Below are 16,146 nucleotides of genomic sequence, written 5' to 3' on the forward strand. Positions count from 1 at the left end.
CGCCCCCCCCCCCTCTTCTCCCCACCCCCCCGGGGCGCGCCTCAGCGCCCCGGCAGGGAGCAGCCGACCCGCCAGCCCGCGGGCGTGCCCGGGCCGGCGGTCAGCGAGCCGCCGTGGGCGGCGGCCCGGGCGGTGAGGCCGGCCAGGCCGGTGCCACCGGCGCCCGGGCGGCGGCGCAGCAGCGGCTTGCGGGCGGGGCCACCGTCGTCGGCGACGGTCAGCTCGACGGCGCCGCGCTCACCGGGGGCCACCCGGACGGTGACCTCGGTGGCCTGCGGGGCGTGCCGGCGGAGATTGGTCAGCGCCTCCAGGACCACGGCGTACGCGGTCGCCTCGGCCTCGGCGGAGAGCCGGCCCGCGGTGCCGGGCGCCAGCTCGACGGTGGCGCGCAGGGCGCCGGTGGTGCCGAAGCGGGCGACGAGCTCGGGGAGGTCGGCCAGGCCCAGCCGACGCGTGGTCGCTCCGCCCGCCCGGTCCGACCCGTCGGAGCGGTCGCCCTCGAGGTCCTTGCCACCCTTGCCGTCCCGGGCCTCCCGGCCCTCCCGGCCGCTCGGCTCGCGCAGGGCGCCGACCATCTCGTCCATCGAGTCCAGTGCCCGCAGCCCGGCCTCCTCCAGGCGGCGCAGCAGTGCGGTCGTCTCCTCCGGCTCCTGGCCCGGGAGTTGGCCGGCCTGGGCCTCCAGCACGATGCCGGTGATCTCGTGGGCGACGAAGTCGTGCAGTCCCCGGGCCACCTCCAGCCGCTGTTGGCGCCGGGCCCGGGCCACCGCCCGCTCCCGGCGGGCGTCCAGGACGCGCAGGTAGAGGGCCGCCGCCGCGACACCGAGCAGTGGCAGCAGCGAGAGCAGCACCCCGACCACCGGCCCGGCCGCACCGCCCTGCGGCGTCCGCAGGGCGAACCGCAGCGGCAGCAGCACCGCCGCCAGTCCCACCAGCCCGCCGACCGGACCGGCCGACCGGTCGGGCAGCCGCCGAACGGCCCGGAAGAGCAGTCCGAGCAGGGCGAGCCACTCGAACGGCAGCCAGAACGCGGGCAGCCGGTACGGCCCCGGGTAGACCGCGTCGACCAGCAGCGAGGCCCCGGCCACCGCTCCGGCGGCCGCACCGAGCGTGATCCGACCGGCGGGCCAGGGCAGCAGTGCCGCCACCGCGGCGAGCACCGCCGTCAGGGCGAGCAGCGCGGCCGCTCCCCGGGCGTCCGGTCGCGCCAGCAGCACGGGCGCCAGCAGGGCGAACGCGGAGACGGCGGCGAGCGGCCGACGGATCCGGGCCGGTCGCGGCCGCGCGGGATCGGGGTGAGCGAAGGGAGAGTCGGTGGGCACCCGGCCGAGCCTACGGGCAGCTCTCCCGGGGGAGGCACGGTCCTCCTCAGGAGGGAGCGGTGCGCCGTCAACTCCCCTCCGCAGCGGGAGGTCTGCGCGACCGGGCGGGAGCATGATCGGTCGCATCGGAACACCCGCAGAGGACGCCCGCACCGGACACCCGAACCGGACGCCCGCAAGCGACACCCGAACCGGACGGCCACGCCGGACGCCCGCACGGGAACAGCCACCCGGGAACACCCGCGCCGAAGGAGACCCGAACCGCCATGAACCGCCGCCTCGCCACCGCCGCACTCTCGCTGCTCCTGCTGGCCGCGACCGCCGCCACCGCCGCACCGGCCGCCGTCGCGGAGCCGGCCCCCGCCGCACCGGTCACCGCCCCGGAACCGGCCGCCCCAGCAGGCGACTTCGGGCCGGTCGGTGTGCGCGGCACCGGCAACACCGTCCTCAGCGCCGGGTTCCAGGGCTTCGAGGGCGACCCGGTGCGGATCTCGGTGGACGCCCGTGCGACCACCAACACCGATCCGCGCGGCACCACGGGCCACTTCCACGTCCGTCACGTGCACACCGACGGCTGGCTGGTCGCCGACTTCGAGGGCGACATCACCTGTCTGGCCGTCGGCGGCCGGGAGGCGATCGCCACCGGGGTGGTCACCAAGGGCGAGGCGCCGTGGTTCCCGGGCCTGGAGCTGATCGGCCAGAAGGTCTCGCTCTCGGTGGAGGACGACGGGCGGCGCGGGGACCGGATGGGCTGGGTCTGGGGCGCGCTCGGCCAGCCGGTGTCGGACTGCCAGGGCACGGTACCGTTCATCCGCACGACCAGTGGTGACTTCTCCGTGCGCAGCTGACACCCGGCCGACCGGGCCGACAGGACCGGTCAGGGCCTCCCGGACCGACCGGACCGACCAGGCCACCCGGACCGACCAGGCCACCCGGGCGACGACCGGGGGCTGCGCACCGCCACCCGAGCGCCCGCAGACCTGGAGGCCCCCATTGTCCCTCGACCGTCCGACCGCTCCGCCACCGGCGGGCGCGGGGTTCAACGACCTGACAGGGGAGGGCCGTTGAACCCCGCGCCCGACCGGCATTCGCCCGACTACGCCCGGCTGGCCGCCGTCGGGCCGTACTTCGCGCTGGACACCTCGCCGGCCGACCGGCCGCCGGAGGGCTTCCGGCCGCTGGCCGAGCTGTACGGCACCGGACCGGACGCGCCGTTGGCGGCGCGGCTGCGGGTGGTGGCGCAGCGGCTCGGCACCGGGGAGCCCCGGGTCGCCGCCTCGATCCTGCACCTGGGGCTGGCCGCCCGTTTCTGGTCGGTGGGGCTGGGCTCGGCGGTCCTGCTGGGGACGGTCCCGACCTTGGAGCACGCCTGGGTGCGGATCCCGGACCAGGGCCCGCTCGACCTGTGGGCACCGCCGGAGCCCGCCCGTCCGGCCGCCGGCTCGCTCGCCGACCAGCTCCACGAGGCCGTCCTGCTGGGACAGTTGACACCGCTGGCGGAGGCCGTCCGGGCCGCCGCCCCGCTCTCCCACCGTCTGCTGCTCGGCAACGCCACCTCCGCACTGGCCGGGACGCTGCGGGTGCTGGACGCCCACGCGCCGGACGCCGCACGGGCGTTGGCCGCGGAGTTGCTGGACCGTCCGCCGCTGGCCGGGTCGGGCGTCCTGCGCGCCGGGCCGGGTGGCACGGCGTTCCGGCGGAACAGCTGCTGCCTCTACTACCGGGTGGGTCCGGGTGCCGGGCTCTGCGGGGACTGCTGCTTCAGCACGCCGCCCGGCCGCGGGAAGCGGAACGAGTAATACCTTCACAAATGAAGGTCATACAGATCTTCGGCCGCCGTCAGCCGCGCACCACCGCCCAGTCCACCGCCGCCGACGGCACCCCGGCCCGCCCGGCCGCCGGGTCCGCGAGCAGTCCTCGTGCCAGCGAACCCACCGGCAGGGCCGGGGTGGTGGCGGCCAGCACCCTGCCCTCGCCGTCGAGCAGCGCCGCGTCGCCGGACAGCGCCCGCAGCGGGGGCACCAGCAGCCGCTCCAGCGCGGCCAGCGGGACGTCCCCGGCCACCACCCCGACGAAGCCAGCACTCGGGACGACCACCGGCCGGGCGCAGCACAGCACGTACCGGTCGGCACAGAGCAGGTCGACCTGCGGCCCGGCCACCGCCGCCCGCCCCTCGTCCCGGGGCCGGGCGAACCAGGGCAGCACCCGGTAGTCGTAGAACTCGGCGTCCGCCGGGTCGAGCGCGAGCCGCAACCGCCGCTCCCCCGCCCCGCGCGCACCGCGGTACCACCACTCCACGTGCAGGTCGGCGTCGGCAAGCGCGCCGGGTGCCACGACCGTTCCGCAGCCGAACCAGCGCGAGCCGGGCCGCGCCAGCAGCTCGCTCACCACTCCGTGCACCACGGCGAGTTCGGCCGCGGCGGGCCGGCGCCCCTCGGCGGCCGCCCGGGCCCAGCAGCCCGCCGCGGCCGCCCGCAGGCCGTCCAGTTCGGCGAGCACCGCGTCGACGGCGGCGGCGATCTGCCGGGCGCACCGCTCGACGGCGGCAGCGTCACCGGCGGCAGGGTCACCGGCGGCGGGCTCGCCCAGGTCGGGCCCGCCGGCGGCGGACTCACCGGCAACCGGCGCACCGGCGGATCGGGCCACGGGCAGGGTGGTGCTGAACGCGCTGGTCATGACGGCTCCGGCGGCGAGGGAGGGATCCGGGAACGGTGGCGCGGCCCCGGCTCAGCCGTCGTCCGCCAACTCCAGGTGCCGCCGGACCAGATGGTGCACGCAGGCCACGGCGTGCGTCTCGGCGGCGGCCCGGGCGCCGGCCGCGTCGCCGGCCAGCACGGCGACCAGGATCTCCCGGTGCTGCTCGGCGAAGCGCTCCTGGTCCGGCCCGTGCGGGGCGGGCAGCCAGAGCAGCGGGCCCAGTTCGGCCTGGAGCCGGACGGCGAGCTGGGTGAGCCGCACCGACTGGGCGGCGACGGCGAGTTCGATGTGGAAGCGGGCGTCGGCGCGGCGCTGCTCGGCGGGCCCGGCGGCGTCGCGCAGGTCGTGCACCAGTCGGGTGAGCCGGGGGCCGAGGTCGGCCGGGGCGCGCTCGGCGGCGAGCCGGGCGGCGGTGCCGAAGACGGCCAGCTCCTCGTCACCGAGGTCGCGCAGGTCGACGGTGGCGAGGTCGCGCAGCCGGGCGAGCTGGAGGTGTTCGGAGCCCTCGGCGGGGGTGCGGACGAAGCTGCCGCCGTTGCGGCCGCGCCGGGTCTCGATCAGTCCGGCCTCGCGGAGCAGGGCGAGGGCCTCGCGAACGGTGCCGTTGGCGACGCCGAGCTGGTCGGCCAGGTCGTTCTCGCTGGGCAGCTGGTCCCCGTCGGCGACCAGTCCGAGGGCGATCGCCTCGGTGATCCGGCGGGCCACCGCGTCGGCGCGGCCGAGGTCGGCGAGCGGCGCGAGGACGGCACTGAGCAGCGGGGTCGCACTGCCGATGGTCGTCACGCCGTTCCCCTCCCCGATCGCCGTCGCCGGATCCTCGCCGGATCGCCGCCGGACCGCCGGCCCGATCACTGTCCGATCGCTGCCCGATCGCCGCCCGATCGCCGCCCGACCGGATGTTTCCCGCAGGGTACCTCCAGGTCCGATGCGCACTCTTGCCCGTAGAAACTCAATCTCGTATGTTTTCCCGCAACCTCGGCCCGAGCCGCACCCCGCAGTGCTCCCCCACGCATCACGACACGTTCCCAGGAGCAGGTCATGACCGATGCCAGTGCACGTGCCACCGTCCACTCCCCCGACCCGGACGCCGAACGGCTGGCCGCCCTCGGCTACACCTCCGAGTTCAAGCGCGACATGAGCCTCTGGGCGAACTTCTCGCTCGGCTTCACCTATCTCTCCCCCGTCGTTGGCGTGTACACACTCTTCGCCACCTCACTTCGGACCGCCGGGCCGCCGATGGTCTGGAGCTTCCTGATCGCGGGCCTCGGCCAGCTGCTGGTGGCCCTGGTGTTCAGCGAGGTGGTCGCCCAGTTCCCGGTGGCCGGCGGGGTGTACCCGTGGGCGCGCCGGCTCTGGGGCCGCACCTGGGGCTGGCTGACCGGCTGGACCTACCTGCTGGCGCTGATGTCCACCATCGCGGCCGTCTCCTACGGCGCCGGCCCGTACGTGGCCGCCCTGCTGGGCGTCGAGCCGAGCACCGCGACGACCGTCTGGTGCGCACTGGGCCTGCTGGCGCTCGCCACCGTGATCAACCTCGGCGGCACCCGGGTGCTGTCGGCGGCAGCCGTGTTCGGCTTCGCCGCCGAGTTGCTCGGCGCCCTGGCGGTCGGCGCCTGGCTGCTGCTGACACACCGCTACCACGGCCTCGGCGTGGTCCTCGACCGCTTCGGCGCGGGCGGCGACGGCGACTACGCCGACGCCTTCCTGGCCGCCGGGCTGATCGCGGTCTTCCTGTTCTTCGGCTTCGAGGCCTGCGGCGACGTCGCCGAGGAGGTGCCGGACCCGGGTCGACAGATCCCCAAGTCGATGCGGCGCACCATCTACGTGGGCGGCGCTGCGGCGATCGGGATCAGCCTGGCCCTGGTGATGTCGATCCAGGACATCGGCGCGGTGGTCTCCGGCGACGACAAGGATCCGGTGGCCAAGGTGCTGCACGACGCCTTCGGCGCGGTCGGCGCCCGGGTGGTGATCGGCGTGGTGCTGATCTCCTTCCTGTCCTGCGTGCTCAGCCTCCAGGCGGCGGCGAGCCGGCTCGCCTACTCCTTCGCCCGGGACCGGATGATCGTGGGCAGCCGGCTGCTGGCCACCGTCTCGGACCGGCTGCGGGTGCCGCCGTACGCGCTGCTGCTCGCCGCGGCGCTGCCCGGTGTGATCATCGTGGGTGCCTCGGCGCTCTCCGAGGGCGCCCTCACGAAGATCATCTCCTTCTCCAGCATCGGCATCTACCTGGCCTTCCAGATGGTGGTGCTGGCCGCCCTGCGGGCCCGGCTGCGCGGCTGGCGCCCGAGCGGGGACTTCCGGCTCGGCCGCTGGGGCCTGGCGGTGAACATCGGCGCGCTGGTCTACGGCGTCGCCGCGATCGTCAACATCTGCTGGGGCCGCACCCCGGACGCCGCCTGGTACGACAACTACCTCGTGCTGCTCTCGGCGGTGGTCGTGCTCGCGGCCGGCGGCCTCTACCTCCTGCTGGCCCGCCCGCACCTGCGCGGCGACGCCCCCTCGGGCGACGCGACGGCCGCGCCCGGGGCCGCCTCCGCCGAACCGGCCCGGGGGCGGGCATGACCGGGCTCCCGCTGGACGGCGTCCTGGTCGCCGACTTCGGCCGGGTGCTCGCCGCGCCCTACCTGACCATGCTGCTGGCCGACCTCGGCGCCGACGTGATCAAGGTCGAACGGCCCGGCACCGGCGACGACACCCGCGCCTGGGGCCCTCCGCACGCCCAGGGCGAGGCCACCTACTTCCTCTCCGTCAACCGCAACAAGCGCTCCCTCACCCTCGACCTGCGCGAACCGGCCGACCATGCCCGCGCCGTCGAACTCGTCCGCCGCGCCGACGTGCTGGTGGAGAACTTCCGCCCCGGCACGATGGCCCGCCACGGCCTCGGCCCGGACCGCGCCCAGGCCCTCAACCCGCGGCTCGTCTACTGCTCGATCACCGGCTTCGGCCCCGGCAAGGGCGCCGAACTGCCCGGCTACGACCTGCTGGTGCAGGCCGTCGGCGGCCTGATGTCGGTGACCGGCCCGGCCCCCGGCGAACCGGTGAAGACCGGCGTCGCACTGGTGGACGTGCTGACCGGGCTGCACGCGGCGGTCGGCGTGCTGGCCGCACTGCGCGAGCGCGAGACCACCGGCCGGGGCCAGCTGGTGGAGCTGAACCTGCTCTCCACGCTGCTCTCCGGCCTGGTCAACCAGTCCGCCGGCTACACCCTGGCCGGCGCGGTGCCGGGCATCCTCGGCAACCGCCACCCGTCCATCGCCCCCTACGAGGTGTTCACCGCCGCCGACCGCCCGCTGGTCGTCGCGGTCGGCAACGACCGGCAGTTCGCCGCGCTCTGCCGGGGCGTGGGCGCCCCCGAGCTGGCCGACGACCCCCGCTTCGCCACCAACTCCGACCGGGTCGCGCACGTCACCGCGCTGGCCCGCGAGCTCACCGCCCGGCTCGAACGCCGCACCGCCGCCGAGTGGTTCGCGGTGCTCACCCCGCTCGGCGTGCCCTGCGGCCCGGTCAACGACCTGGCCGAGGCCTTCGACCTCGCCGACTCGCTCGGCCTGCGGCCCCGGGCGCCGCTGCCCGGCCCGGACGGCCGCCCGCTGGACCTGGTCGCCAACCCGATCGGCCTCTCCCGCACCCCGCCCCGCTACCAGCTGCCCCCGCCCCGGCTCGGCGAGCACACCGCCGAACTCACCGCCTGGCTGGACACCCCGCACGACCGGCCGCCGCACGGCGGGTCTCCCCACGAGCAGCCTTCGCACGAGCAGCCTCCGCACGACCGGCCGCCGCACAACCCTCCCCCGCACGACCAGGACTTCGAGGACCGCCCATGAGCACCCCGCACGGCACCGGCACCGCCATGTCCGACCCGCTCGACCTGATCGACTTCGCCACCCTCCTCACCGAGGAGGAGCGCGAGATCCAGGCCACCGTCTCCCGGTTCCTCGCCGACCGGGTCCGCCCGCACCTGCCGGAGTGGTTCGACAACGCCCACTTCGCCCGCGAACTCGCCCCCGAACTCGGCGCGTTGGGCCTGCTCGGGATGCACCTGGAGGGCTACGGCTGCGCCGGCACCAACGCCGTCTCCTACGGCCTGGCCTGCCTCGAACTGGAGGCCGCCGACTCGGGCTTGCGCAGCTTCGTCTCGGTCCAGGGCTCGCTCTCGATGCACTCGATCCACCGGTGGGGCTCGGAGGAGCAGAAGCAGGAGTGGCTGCCCGGGCTCGCCGCCGGCACCGCGATCGGCTGCTTCGGCCTCACCGAGCCGGACTTCGGCAGCAACCCGGCCGGAATGCGCACCCGCGCGGTGCGCGACGGCTCGGACTGGATCCTCGACGGCACCAAGACGTGGATCACCAACGGCGGCATCGCGGACGTCGCCACCGTCTGGGCGAACACCGAGGACGGCGTGCGCGGCTTCCTGGTGCCGCGCGGCACGCCCGGCTTCACCACCCGCGACATCGGGCGGAAGCTGTCGCTGCGCGCCTCGGTCACCTCCGAGCTGCACCTGGACGGCGTCCGGCTGCCCGCCGAGGCCCGACTGCCGGGCGCGAAGGGGCTGCGCGGCCCGCTGTCCTGCCTGAACGAGGCGCGGTTCGGCATCCTGTTCGGCGCGGTCGGCGCGGGCCGAGACTCGCTCCAGGCGGCGCTGCGGTACGCGGACTCGCGGGTCCAGTTCGACCGGCCGATCAGCGGTTTCCAGCTGACCCAGCGCAAGTTCGCCGACATGGCGCTCGCGCTCGGCAACTCCGCGCTGCTGGCGGTCCACCTCGGCCGGCTCAAGGACGGCGGGCGGCTGCGGCCCGAGCAGGTCAGCGTCGGCAAGCTCAACAACGTGCGGGAGGCGCTGAAGATCGCCCGCGAGTGCCGCACGGTCCTCGGGGCCAACGGCATCTCGCTGGAGTACTCGCCGATCCGGCACGCCAACAACCTGGAGTCGGTGCTGACCTACGAGGGCACCGGCGAGATCCACACGCTGGTGGTCGGCCAGGCGCTCACCGGGCAGGCGGCCTACCGGTAGGGCGTGTCCGACACGCCCTCGGCACGCCCCGGGCGCGCTCACCTCCCCGGGACGCGCCGAGGCCCGCGTCCGGCTTGTCCAGAGCCGGGCGCGGGCCGCCCCGTTCCCACCCGCTGCCGATGCCCGTGGCGCCGGGTGGAGCCTCTCCGGGGAGTCCGGTCAGACCGCGACCGTCTCCTCCATCTCCTCCTCGGCCTCCTCGGCCTCCTGCGGCGCCTCCGCCGGACGGCGCCCACGCCCTTCGTACATGGCCGCGGCCACCAGGGCGGCCCCGCCGAGCAGCAGCCAGACCAGCAGGGTCACGACGTGCCCGCCGAGGCCCGCGCCGCCGTCGAAGTACATGATGCTGCGCGCGCCCTCCAGGAAGCCCGCGCCCGTCCAGAAGCCGTGCAGGCCACCGAAGAACCCGTTCTGCAGTTCGGGCCGGTAGATGCCGCCGGAGGAGGTGAAGTTCAGCATCACGAACAGCACCATCAGGGCCAGCGTGGTCCACTTCTTCAGGAAGCTGTGCAGGCCGATGCCGATCAGTACGATGCCCGCCGAGTAGAGCCAGCCGAGCGCCCAGATCGCCGCGTAGTCGTGGTCGACCACGTGGAAGACCGGCCCCGCGGTGACGATCCCGATCACGCTGACCACCAGCGAGACGGCCACTCCGACCAGTGCCCGGATCTTCACGCTCAGCCCCGCGCCGGCCGCGCCGATCGCCGCGACGCTGGCGTAGGAGCCGATGCTCAGCGCGACCAGCAGGAAGAACAGGCCCTGTCCGGTCGGGTCGCCCTTGGCCGGGGTGGTCAGGTCGGTCACGTGCAGCGGCACGCCCTGCCTGTCGGTGACGTTGGTGAACACCGCGGTGGCGGCCACCACGGAGGTGTCCGAGTTGCCCTTGGCGACGATCAGTTCGGGGCTCTTGGCGTCCGGGACGAAGGCGCCCACCAGGTCCCGGTCGCGCAGCTGCTGCTCGGCGGCGGCCCGGTCGTCCACGGTGCGGACGTCGAGCGCGTCCCCGGCCTTGCCCTGGATCGCCTGCGCCAGGCCCTGCGCCTGCGGCGTGGTGCCGACCACGGCCACCTTGAGGTGGTGCGGCTCGGGCTGGTGGAAGGCGCCCTGGTAGGCGAGCGCCATGCCCAGGCACATCAGCAGCGGGGTGATCAGGTGGGTGGCCAGGTGCTTGAGCGAGTGCCCCAGGGTGGGCGCTGCGGCGGGGTTCCGGGGTGTGCTCATGGCGTTCGTACCGTCCTCCGGTGGTGTCTCTCGGTGACGAGAAGGTGGGAAATGCAACCAATGCAGGTGGTAAATGCAACCATCTATCGATGTAGCTTACAACTATCCGACATCATTCGGAAGCCTGGCCACCGACCGGACACCGACCGACCGCCGACCGGCCAGCGACCGACCGGCGACCGGACAGCGACCGACCGGCGGCCAGGCCCTGCCCGGGGCGACCGTCAGCCCAGCTCGAACACCCCGTACGAGAACCCGTCCGCCCGCAGCTCCCCGTCCACCAGCCGCACGCCCTGCACCTCCAGCGGCCGGACACCCGGCGCCCACCGGTCACCCTCCGGCAGGCCCGGCAGCCGTACGGATGCCGGCTCCCGGCCCGGGTTGACCGCCACCAGGTACCGCCCGGCCCGGGTGTACACCAGCGGGTAGCCGGCGTGGCGGACCTCCAGCCCGCCGGCCGCGCCCAGCCCCGGGTGCGCCCGGCGCAGTGCGATCAGCCGCCGCACGGTGTGCAGCAGCGAGGTCGGGTCGGCGCGCTGGGAGAGCACGTCCGGGCGGTGCGGGTCCGGATCCACCGGCAGGTACAGCCGCTCGGGCGGGGCGCTGGAGAAGCCCGCGGTCGGGCCGGGCGTCCACTGCATCGGGGTGCGCGAGCCGGCCCGGTTGAACCGCGGGCCGAGCACGCTGCCCTCGGTGTCGGGCAGGCCCGGCAGGTAGCGCATTCCGATCTCGTCGCCGTAGTAGACGGCCGGGAGGGTGGGCCAGGTGAGCAGGAAGGCGAAGGCCGGGGCGAGTTGCTCCGCGCCGCGCGGGCCGGTGGCCAGGCGGGAGAAGTCGTGGTTGGCGGTGGGCAGCACGATGTGCCCGCCGCCCTCGGTGAGTTCGGCCGCCGAGCGCCAGGCGTCCAGGAAGGGCTGCGGGGTGCCGCGGCCCTCGGCCTCGAAGTAGCAGGCCTCCTGGTGCCAGAACTCCTCGACCGTCCCGCCGTTGTTGTTCCAGAGCGAGCGCAGCGGCAGGCCGTGGTCCTCCCCGCCGAAGTGCAGGAAGAAGTCCGCGTGGAAGCCCGCCGCGACGGCGGCGGCCGGGTCGCCCCACTCGGCGAGCAGGGCGGCCTCGGGGTGGCCGCGGTCCAGCCAGTCGCGCAGCTCGGTCCAGAGCTTGGCGGTCTCCGCCTTGCCCGGGTCGTCCTTGACCAGCGAGTACGCCATGTCCACCCGGAAGCCGGACACCCCGAGGCCGAGCCAGTGCGCCATGATCGCGCGCAGCGCCGCCCGGTTGGCGCGCGGGCCGTCCGCGTCCACCGCCTGCCGCCAGGGCTCCTCCGAACTGCTGCGCGCGTACCCGAAGTTGAGCGCCGGCTGACAGTCGAAGAAGTTCGGCCGGTACCAGCCGGGGCGGCTGCCGGGCGAGGCCACGAAGCCGTCCACCGGGCGGTCGGACCAGATGTAGCGGTGGTCGGACGGGTCCTCGGCGGAGGCCAGGAACCAGGGGTGGCGGTCGGAGGTGTGCCCGGCCACCAGGTCCAGCAGGACCCGGATTCCCCTGCGGCGGGCGGCCTCGACCAGGGCCACCAGGTCATCGGTGCCGCCGTAGCGCGGGGCGGGGGCGAGGTAGTCGGTGACGTCGTACCCGGCGTCGCGGAACGGCGAGGCGAAGCAGGGGTTGAGCCAGACGGTGTCGATGCCGAGCCAGGCGAGGTGGTCCAGGTGCCCGGCGATGCCGGCGAAGTCGCCGATGCCGTCGCCGTCGGAGTCGGCGAAGCTCTGCGGGTAGATCTGGTACAGCACGGCGTCGGCGAGCCAGTCGGGGCCGGGGCGGGTCGAGGTCATGGGTGGTTCCTCCTGCCGGGGTCCGGGGGCCCGGGGCTGGCCGGGCGGGGCTGAGCCGGGACGGGATCGGCCGGGGCCGAGCCGGGTGCCCCCGATTCTCGTCCAATCCCGGCCGTCCCGACAGCCCGCCTCGCCCCGCCACCGCCTTCTTCACGGGGCCCGCACCCGCGCCGCCTTCTTCACGGGACCATCGCCGCCTTCTTCACGGGACCCGCACTGCCTTCTTCACGGGACCCGCGGCGACGGCGCCCCCTACGAGGCCGACGCCGCGCAGGCCGCCGTGAACGCCCGGGCCCGCCGGGTGATCTCCGCCCAGTCCCCCGCCGCGACCACGTCCGGCGGGACCACGTCCGTCCCCGCGCAGACCGCGAGCGCGCCGTGCGCCAGGAACTCGGCGGCGTTGCCCGCGTTCACCCCGCCGGAGGCCACCAGCGGCACGTCGGGGTAGGGGCCGCGCAGGTCCTTGAAGTAGCCGGGGCCGAAGGCCCGGGCCGGGAAGATCTTGACGGCGGCGGCGCCGAGGTCCACCGCGTGCGCGACCTCGGTCGGGGTGAGCGCCCCGAGCACCACCGGCACCCCGGCGGCGGCCGCCGCCTCGGCGACCTCGGGCCGGCAGCCGGGGGTGACCAGGAAGGCCGCCCCCGCCCCGACCCCCCGCCGGGCCTGCTCCGCGGTCAGCACCGTCCCGAGGCCGACCCGCCAGCCGGCCTTCGAGGCCTTCAGCAGATGCTCCGTCACATTCGTTGTGGTGCAGGTGAATTCGGTGAGGTTGATGCCTCCCTCGGCGAGGGCGGCGCAGAGCGCGGCGGCGTCCGGGATCCGGGGTGCGCGGACCACCGCGATCACCGGGTCGTCGCGCAGGAAGGAGCAGCCGGTAGCGGCGGCGGAACCGGTCACGGAGAGACCGGTCGCGGACGGACCAGCCGCGGACGGACCGGCCGGGGCCGGGAGATCGGTCGGGGCGGAGAGCTCGGTCATATGGCCAGGGTTCCTCGATCGGTGCGGCGCAGGGCGCGCCCGGGCCGGGCGCCGGTGGTGCGACCCTGCCGGACGACGGCGGTGCCGTTGACGTACACGTACTCGATGCCCTCGGCGGGCAGCCGGGGGCTCTCGAAGGTGGCGGCGTCCCGGACCTTCCCGGGGTCGAGGAGCACCAGGTCGGCGTGGTGGCCGGGGGCGATCCGGCCGCGCCGGTCCAGCCCCAGCCGGGCGGCCGGGCGGCCGGTCATCCGGGCGATCGTCTCCTCCAGCGTCAGCACGCCCAACTCCCGGCTGTAGTGGCCGAGGTAGCGGGGAAAGGTGCCCCAGGCCCGCGGGTGCGGCCGGGCCCCGACCAGCAGCCCGTCGCTGCCGACGGTGTGCGCGGGGTGGCGCATGATGGCCCGGACGTTCTCCTCGTGCCCGACGTGCTGGAGGATCGTGGTGGACAGTTCGTCCCGGCGCAGCAGGTCCAGGAACACCTCGGTGCCGGTCCGTTCCTCCTCCTCGGCCAGTTCGGCGACGGTGCGGCCGACCGCGCCGTCGAGCGCGGCCGAGCGGACGCCGGAGATCTGGATCGTCGTCCAGTCGGTGACCACGCCGTGGCAGCCGTCGCTGCCCTTCTCCTCCACCTCGTACCGGATCCTCGCGCACTGCGCGGGGTCGGCGAGCCGCGCCAGCGTCGCGGCCGGGCCGCCCTCGGTGGCCCAACTCGGCAGCAGGGCGGCCAGGGTGGTGGATCCGGGCAGGTAGGGGTAGCTGTCCAGGGTGAGGTCGACGCCGTCGGCGAGCGCCCGGTCGAGAAGCTCCAGAAGTTCGCCGGCCCGGCCACGGTTGACCCCGAAGTTCATCGTGGCGTGGGTCAGGTGCAGCGCGCAGCCGCTCCGCCGGGCGATCTCCACCATCTCCGCGTAGCCCTCCAACGCCCCGGCGCCGTAGGAGCGTTGGTGCGGGGCGTGGAAGCCGCCGTAGGCCGCGACGACGGTGCACAGCTCGATCAGCTCGGCGGTGTCGGCGTACATTCCGGGGGTGTAGCTGAGGCCGCTGGACATGCCGACCGCGCCGTCCAGCAGGCTCTTCGCCAGCACCTGCCGCATCCGGTCGAGTTCGCCCGGGGTGGGCGGACGGTCGGCCCAGCCCATGGCGAGCATCCGCAGCGTTCCGTGCGGGACGAGGTAGCAGGCGTTGACGGCCGTTCCGGTGCGGTCGATCCGGTCCAGGTAGCCGGCGACGTCCCGCCAGTCCCAGTCGAAGCCGTCCGGATCGCCGTTCCAGCCCGCTGTCTGGCGGCGCAGCGCGGGCAGCGTGACGTCGTCCACCGGGGCGTAGGACAGGCCGTCCTGGCCGAGGACCTCGCAGGTGACGCCCTGGGTGACCTTGGCCGGGTGCTCGGGTTCGAGCAGCAGGGCGAGGTCGGAGTGGGCGTGCATGTCGATGAAGCCGGGGGCCAGCACCAGGCCGTCGGCGTCCACCCGGTCGGGCGCGTCGAGGCCCTCGCCGATCTCGGTGATCAGACCGTCGGCGATCCGGACGTCGGCCCGGTAGCGCTCCGCGCCGGTGCCGTCCACCACGGTGGCGCCCCGGAAGACGGTCGCGCCGCCGCCGTCCCGCCCACCCGTGGCGGACGTTCTCTCCCCGGGCATCAGAAGAACGTCCTGACCAGGCCGGTGACCTTCGGCTCGGCCGCGTCCGCGGAGTCCAGCACCGGGATCGCCGTCCACTTGTCGAAGGCCGTGCACGGGTGCGAGACGCCCAGCCGCAGCACCGCGCCGATCGGCGCGAGGTCGCCCGCGTCGCGCAGGAAGGCGTGCTGGTCGTTGAGCGCGGTGATCCGCGCCGCCGTTCCGGTCAACTCCACTCCGCCGCGCACCCGTTGCGGCTCGGGCAGGCCCTCGTCGAAGGGCAGGTCGCGCTTGCCGGCGTCCAGCAGCGCGAGCTGCGGCTCGGGCCGGGACACCACCCGGGCCCAGCCGTGCAGCGCGCCGCGGAACGGCGTCCGCCCACCGTCCCGGGCGAGCGGCGAGATGCCGCGGTAGAAGCCGTCGTCGTGGGCGATGTACGCGCCCGAGCGCAGCACCGTGAACGCCTCCGGCAGGTCCGCCAGTTCCTCGACCACCAGGTCGAAGTAGGCGCTGCCGCCGGCCGAGACCACCGGCCGGGTGCCGTCCGGGTAGGCGCTCGCCAGCCGGCCGTGCAGGTCGCCCAGCTCCCGCAGGTAGCGGCGGACGGCGGCCAGCCCCTCGGCCGAGGCGTCGTGCGCGATCGCGCCCTCGTACCCGCCGACGCCCGCCAGGCGCAGGGTGGGGGCGCGCAGCACGGCGGCGGCGACCTCGACGGCGGCGTCCGCGCCGCGGGCGCCGGTGCGTCCGCCGGGGCCGCCGAGCTCGACCAGCACCTCGACCGGCCGCTCGGCGCCGGCGGCGCGCAGCGCCTCGTCCATCAGCCGGACGCTCTCGGTGGAGTCGACCCAGGACAGGAAGGCGAAGTCCGGGTCGGCGGCGAGTTCGTCGGCGAGCCAGGCGAGGCCGGCCGGGTCGAGCAGGGTGTTGGCGAGCAGGATGCGCTGCACCCCGAAGGCCCGGGCGACCCGCACCTGGGGCAGGTTGGCGAGGGTGATGCCGTGGCTGCCGGCGTCGAGCTGCGCCTGCCAGAGGGCGGGCGCCATGGTGGTCTTGCCGTGCGGGGCGAGCGCGACGCCCGCCTTGGCGCACCAGTCGGCCATGGTGCGGACGTTGTGGTCGACGGCGGCGCCGTCGAGGGTGAGCATCGGGGTGCCGAGCGAGGAGAGGGTGGGGCCGGTGGCGAGCCATTCCCGGGTGCTGCGGCCCCACGACTGCGGTGGAGCGGCTTTGAACCGCCAGTCGAGCGGCTCGTCGGCCAGGGCGGCCACCGCGCCACGGGCGATGCCCGGTCCGGTGACACTGCTTGCGAAGGTCTGCTCCACCGTGTTCCTCCATCCGCACAGGTTGCAACATGCGCAACGAGGGTTGCACATGCTGGCAACACGGTTCTAGCATCGGCGCCGGATCAAGGTCAACGGACCCGACTCCCGGTCAACGGGGTCGGCTCACGTGAGCGCTCTCGGACG

The 16,146-nt window shown here is 75.1% G+C and carries 13 protein-coding genes; 5 read left to right on the top strand and 8 right to left on the bottom strand.

Features of this window, described 5'->3' with window-relative positions:
- Positions 1-41: 41 nt before the first annotated feature.
- Positions 42-1,322, bottom strand: a complete 1,281-nt coding sequence (locus ACFVGO_RS00905) for a sensor histidine kinase (protein WP_380630478.1) — start codon at positions 1,320-1,322, stop codon at positions 42-44.
- Between the two features lie 266 nt (positions 1,323-1,588).
- Between ACFVGO_RS00905 and ACFVGO_RS00910 the strand changes: the two genes are divergently transcribed.
- Together ACFVGO_RS00910 and ACFVGO_RS00915 are read left to right on the top strand one after the other, a co-directional pair.
- The gene (locus ACFVGO_RS00910; RefSeq protein WP_380630479.1) at positions 1,589-2,170 is read left to right on the top strand and encodes a hypothetical protein; all 582 of its coding nucleotides are present in this window, start codon (positions 1,589-1,591) and stop codon (positions 2,168-2,170) included.
- A gap of 216 nt (positions 2,171-2,386) precedes the next feature.
- Positions 2,387-3,121, top strand: a complete 735-nt coding sequence (locus ACFVGO_RS00915) for a (2Fe-2S)-binding protein (RefSeq protein WP_380630480.1) — start codon at positions 2,387-2,389, stop codon at positions 3,119-3,121.
- Positions 3,122-3,161: 40 nt separating this feature from the next.
- Here ACFVGO_RS00915 and ACFVGO_RS00920 read toward each other — a convergent pair whose 3' ends face one another.
- Positions 3,162-3,998, bottom strand: coding sequence for a cache domain-containing protein (locus ACFVGO_RS00920; protein ID WP_380630481.1), 837 nt, complete (start codon positions 3,996-3,998; stop codon positions 3,162-3,164).
- 51 nt (positions 3,999-4,049) lie between these two features.
- Positions 4,050-4,802 carry an FCD domain-containing protein gene (locus ACFVGO_RS00925; RefSeq protein ID WP_359907770.1) on the bottom strand — a complete coding sequence of 251 codons (753 nt, stop codon included), beginning with the start codon at positions 4,800-4,802 and terminating at the stop codon, positions 4,050-4,052.
- Between the two features lie 255 nt (positions 4,803-5,057).
- Here ACFVGO_RS00925 and ACFVGO_RS00930 point away from each other — a divergent pair, with 255 nt between their 5' ends.
- The 3 genes from ACFVGO_RS00930 to ACFVGO_RS00940 are packed head-to-tail and all read left to right on the top strand — an operon-like array spanning position 5,058 to position 9,030.
- Complete coding sequence (locus ACFVGO_RS00930) at positions 5,058-6,581, top strand: amino acid permease (protein ID WP_359907773.1); 1,524 nt, start codon at positions 5,058-5,060, stop codon at positions 6,579-6,581.
- The gene (locus ACFVGO_RS00935) at positions 6,578-7,843 is read left to right on the top strand and encodes a CaiB/BaiF CoA transferase family protein (RefSeq protein ID WP_380352348.1); all 1,266 of its coding nucleotides are present in this window, start codon (positions 6,578-6,580) and stop codon (positions 7,841-7,843) included. Before ACFVGO_RS00930 ends, ACFVGO_RS00935 begins: the two co-directional genes overlap by 4 nt.
- A 26-nt stretch (positions 7,844-7,869) precedes the next feature.
- Complete coding sequence (locus tag ACFVGO_RS00940; RefSeq protein ID WP_359907862.1) at positions 7,870-9,030, top strand: acyl-CoA dehydrogenase family protein; 1,161 nt, start codon at positions 7,870-7,872, stop codon at positions 9,028-9,030.
- Between the two features lie 159 nt (positions 9,031-9,189).
- On the opposite strand, the gene ACFVGO_RS00945 is transcribed toward ACFVGO_RS00940, so the two are convergent.
- From ACFVGO_RS00945 to ACFVGO_RS00965, 5 genes are all read right to left on the bottom strand, one after another.
- Positions 9,190-10,251, bottom strand: coding sequence for a hypothetical protein (locus ACFVGO_RS00945; protein ID WP_359907779.1), 1,062 nt, complete (start codon positions 10,249-10,251; stop codon positions 9,190-9,192).
- A gap of 224 nt (positions 10,252-10,475) precedes the next feature.
- A complete protein-coding gene (locus tag ACFVGO_RS00950) occupies positions 10,476-12,080 on the bottom strand; it encodes an alpha-amylase family glycosyl hydrolase (RefSeq protein WP_380630482.1) in 1,605 nt (534 codons plus the stop codon).
- Positions 12,081-12,332: 252 nt separating this feature from the next.
- Positions 12,333-13,058: a bifunctional 4-hydroxy-2-oxoglutarate aldolase/2-dehydro-3-deoxy-phosphogluconate aldolase gene (locus ACFVGO_RS00955; RefSeq protein ID WP_380630484.1), complete on the bottom strand. Its 726-nt coding sequence runs from the start codon at positions 13,056-13,058 to the stop codon at positions 12,333-12,335.
- Complete coding sequence (locus ACFVGO_RS00960; RefSeq protein ID WP_359907788.1) at positions 13,055-14,701, bottom strand: D-aminoacylase; 1,647 nt, start codon at positions 14,699-14,701, stop codon at positions 13,055-13,057. Before ACFVGO_RS00960 ends, ACFVGO_RS00955 begins: the two co-directional genes overlap by 4 nt.
- Positions 14,701-16,002, bottom strand: coding sequence for an amino acid deaminase (locus ACFVGO_RS00965; protein ID WP_359907790.1), 1,302 nt, complete (start codon positions 16,000-16,002; stop codon positions 14,701-14,703). Before ACFVGO_RS00965 ends, ACFVGO_RS00960 begins: the two co-directional genes overlap by 1 nt.
- Positions 16,003-16,146 lie beyond the last annotated feature (144 nt).

This window comes from Kitasatospora sp. NPDC057738 (assembly GCF_042798815.1).
Taxonomy (GTDB): Bacteria; Actinomycetota; Actinomycetes; order Streptomycetales; family Streptomycetaceae; genus Kitasatospora; species Kitasatospora lactacystinica.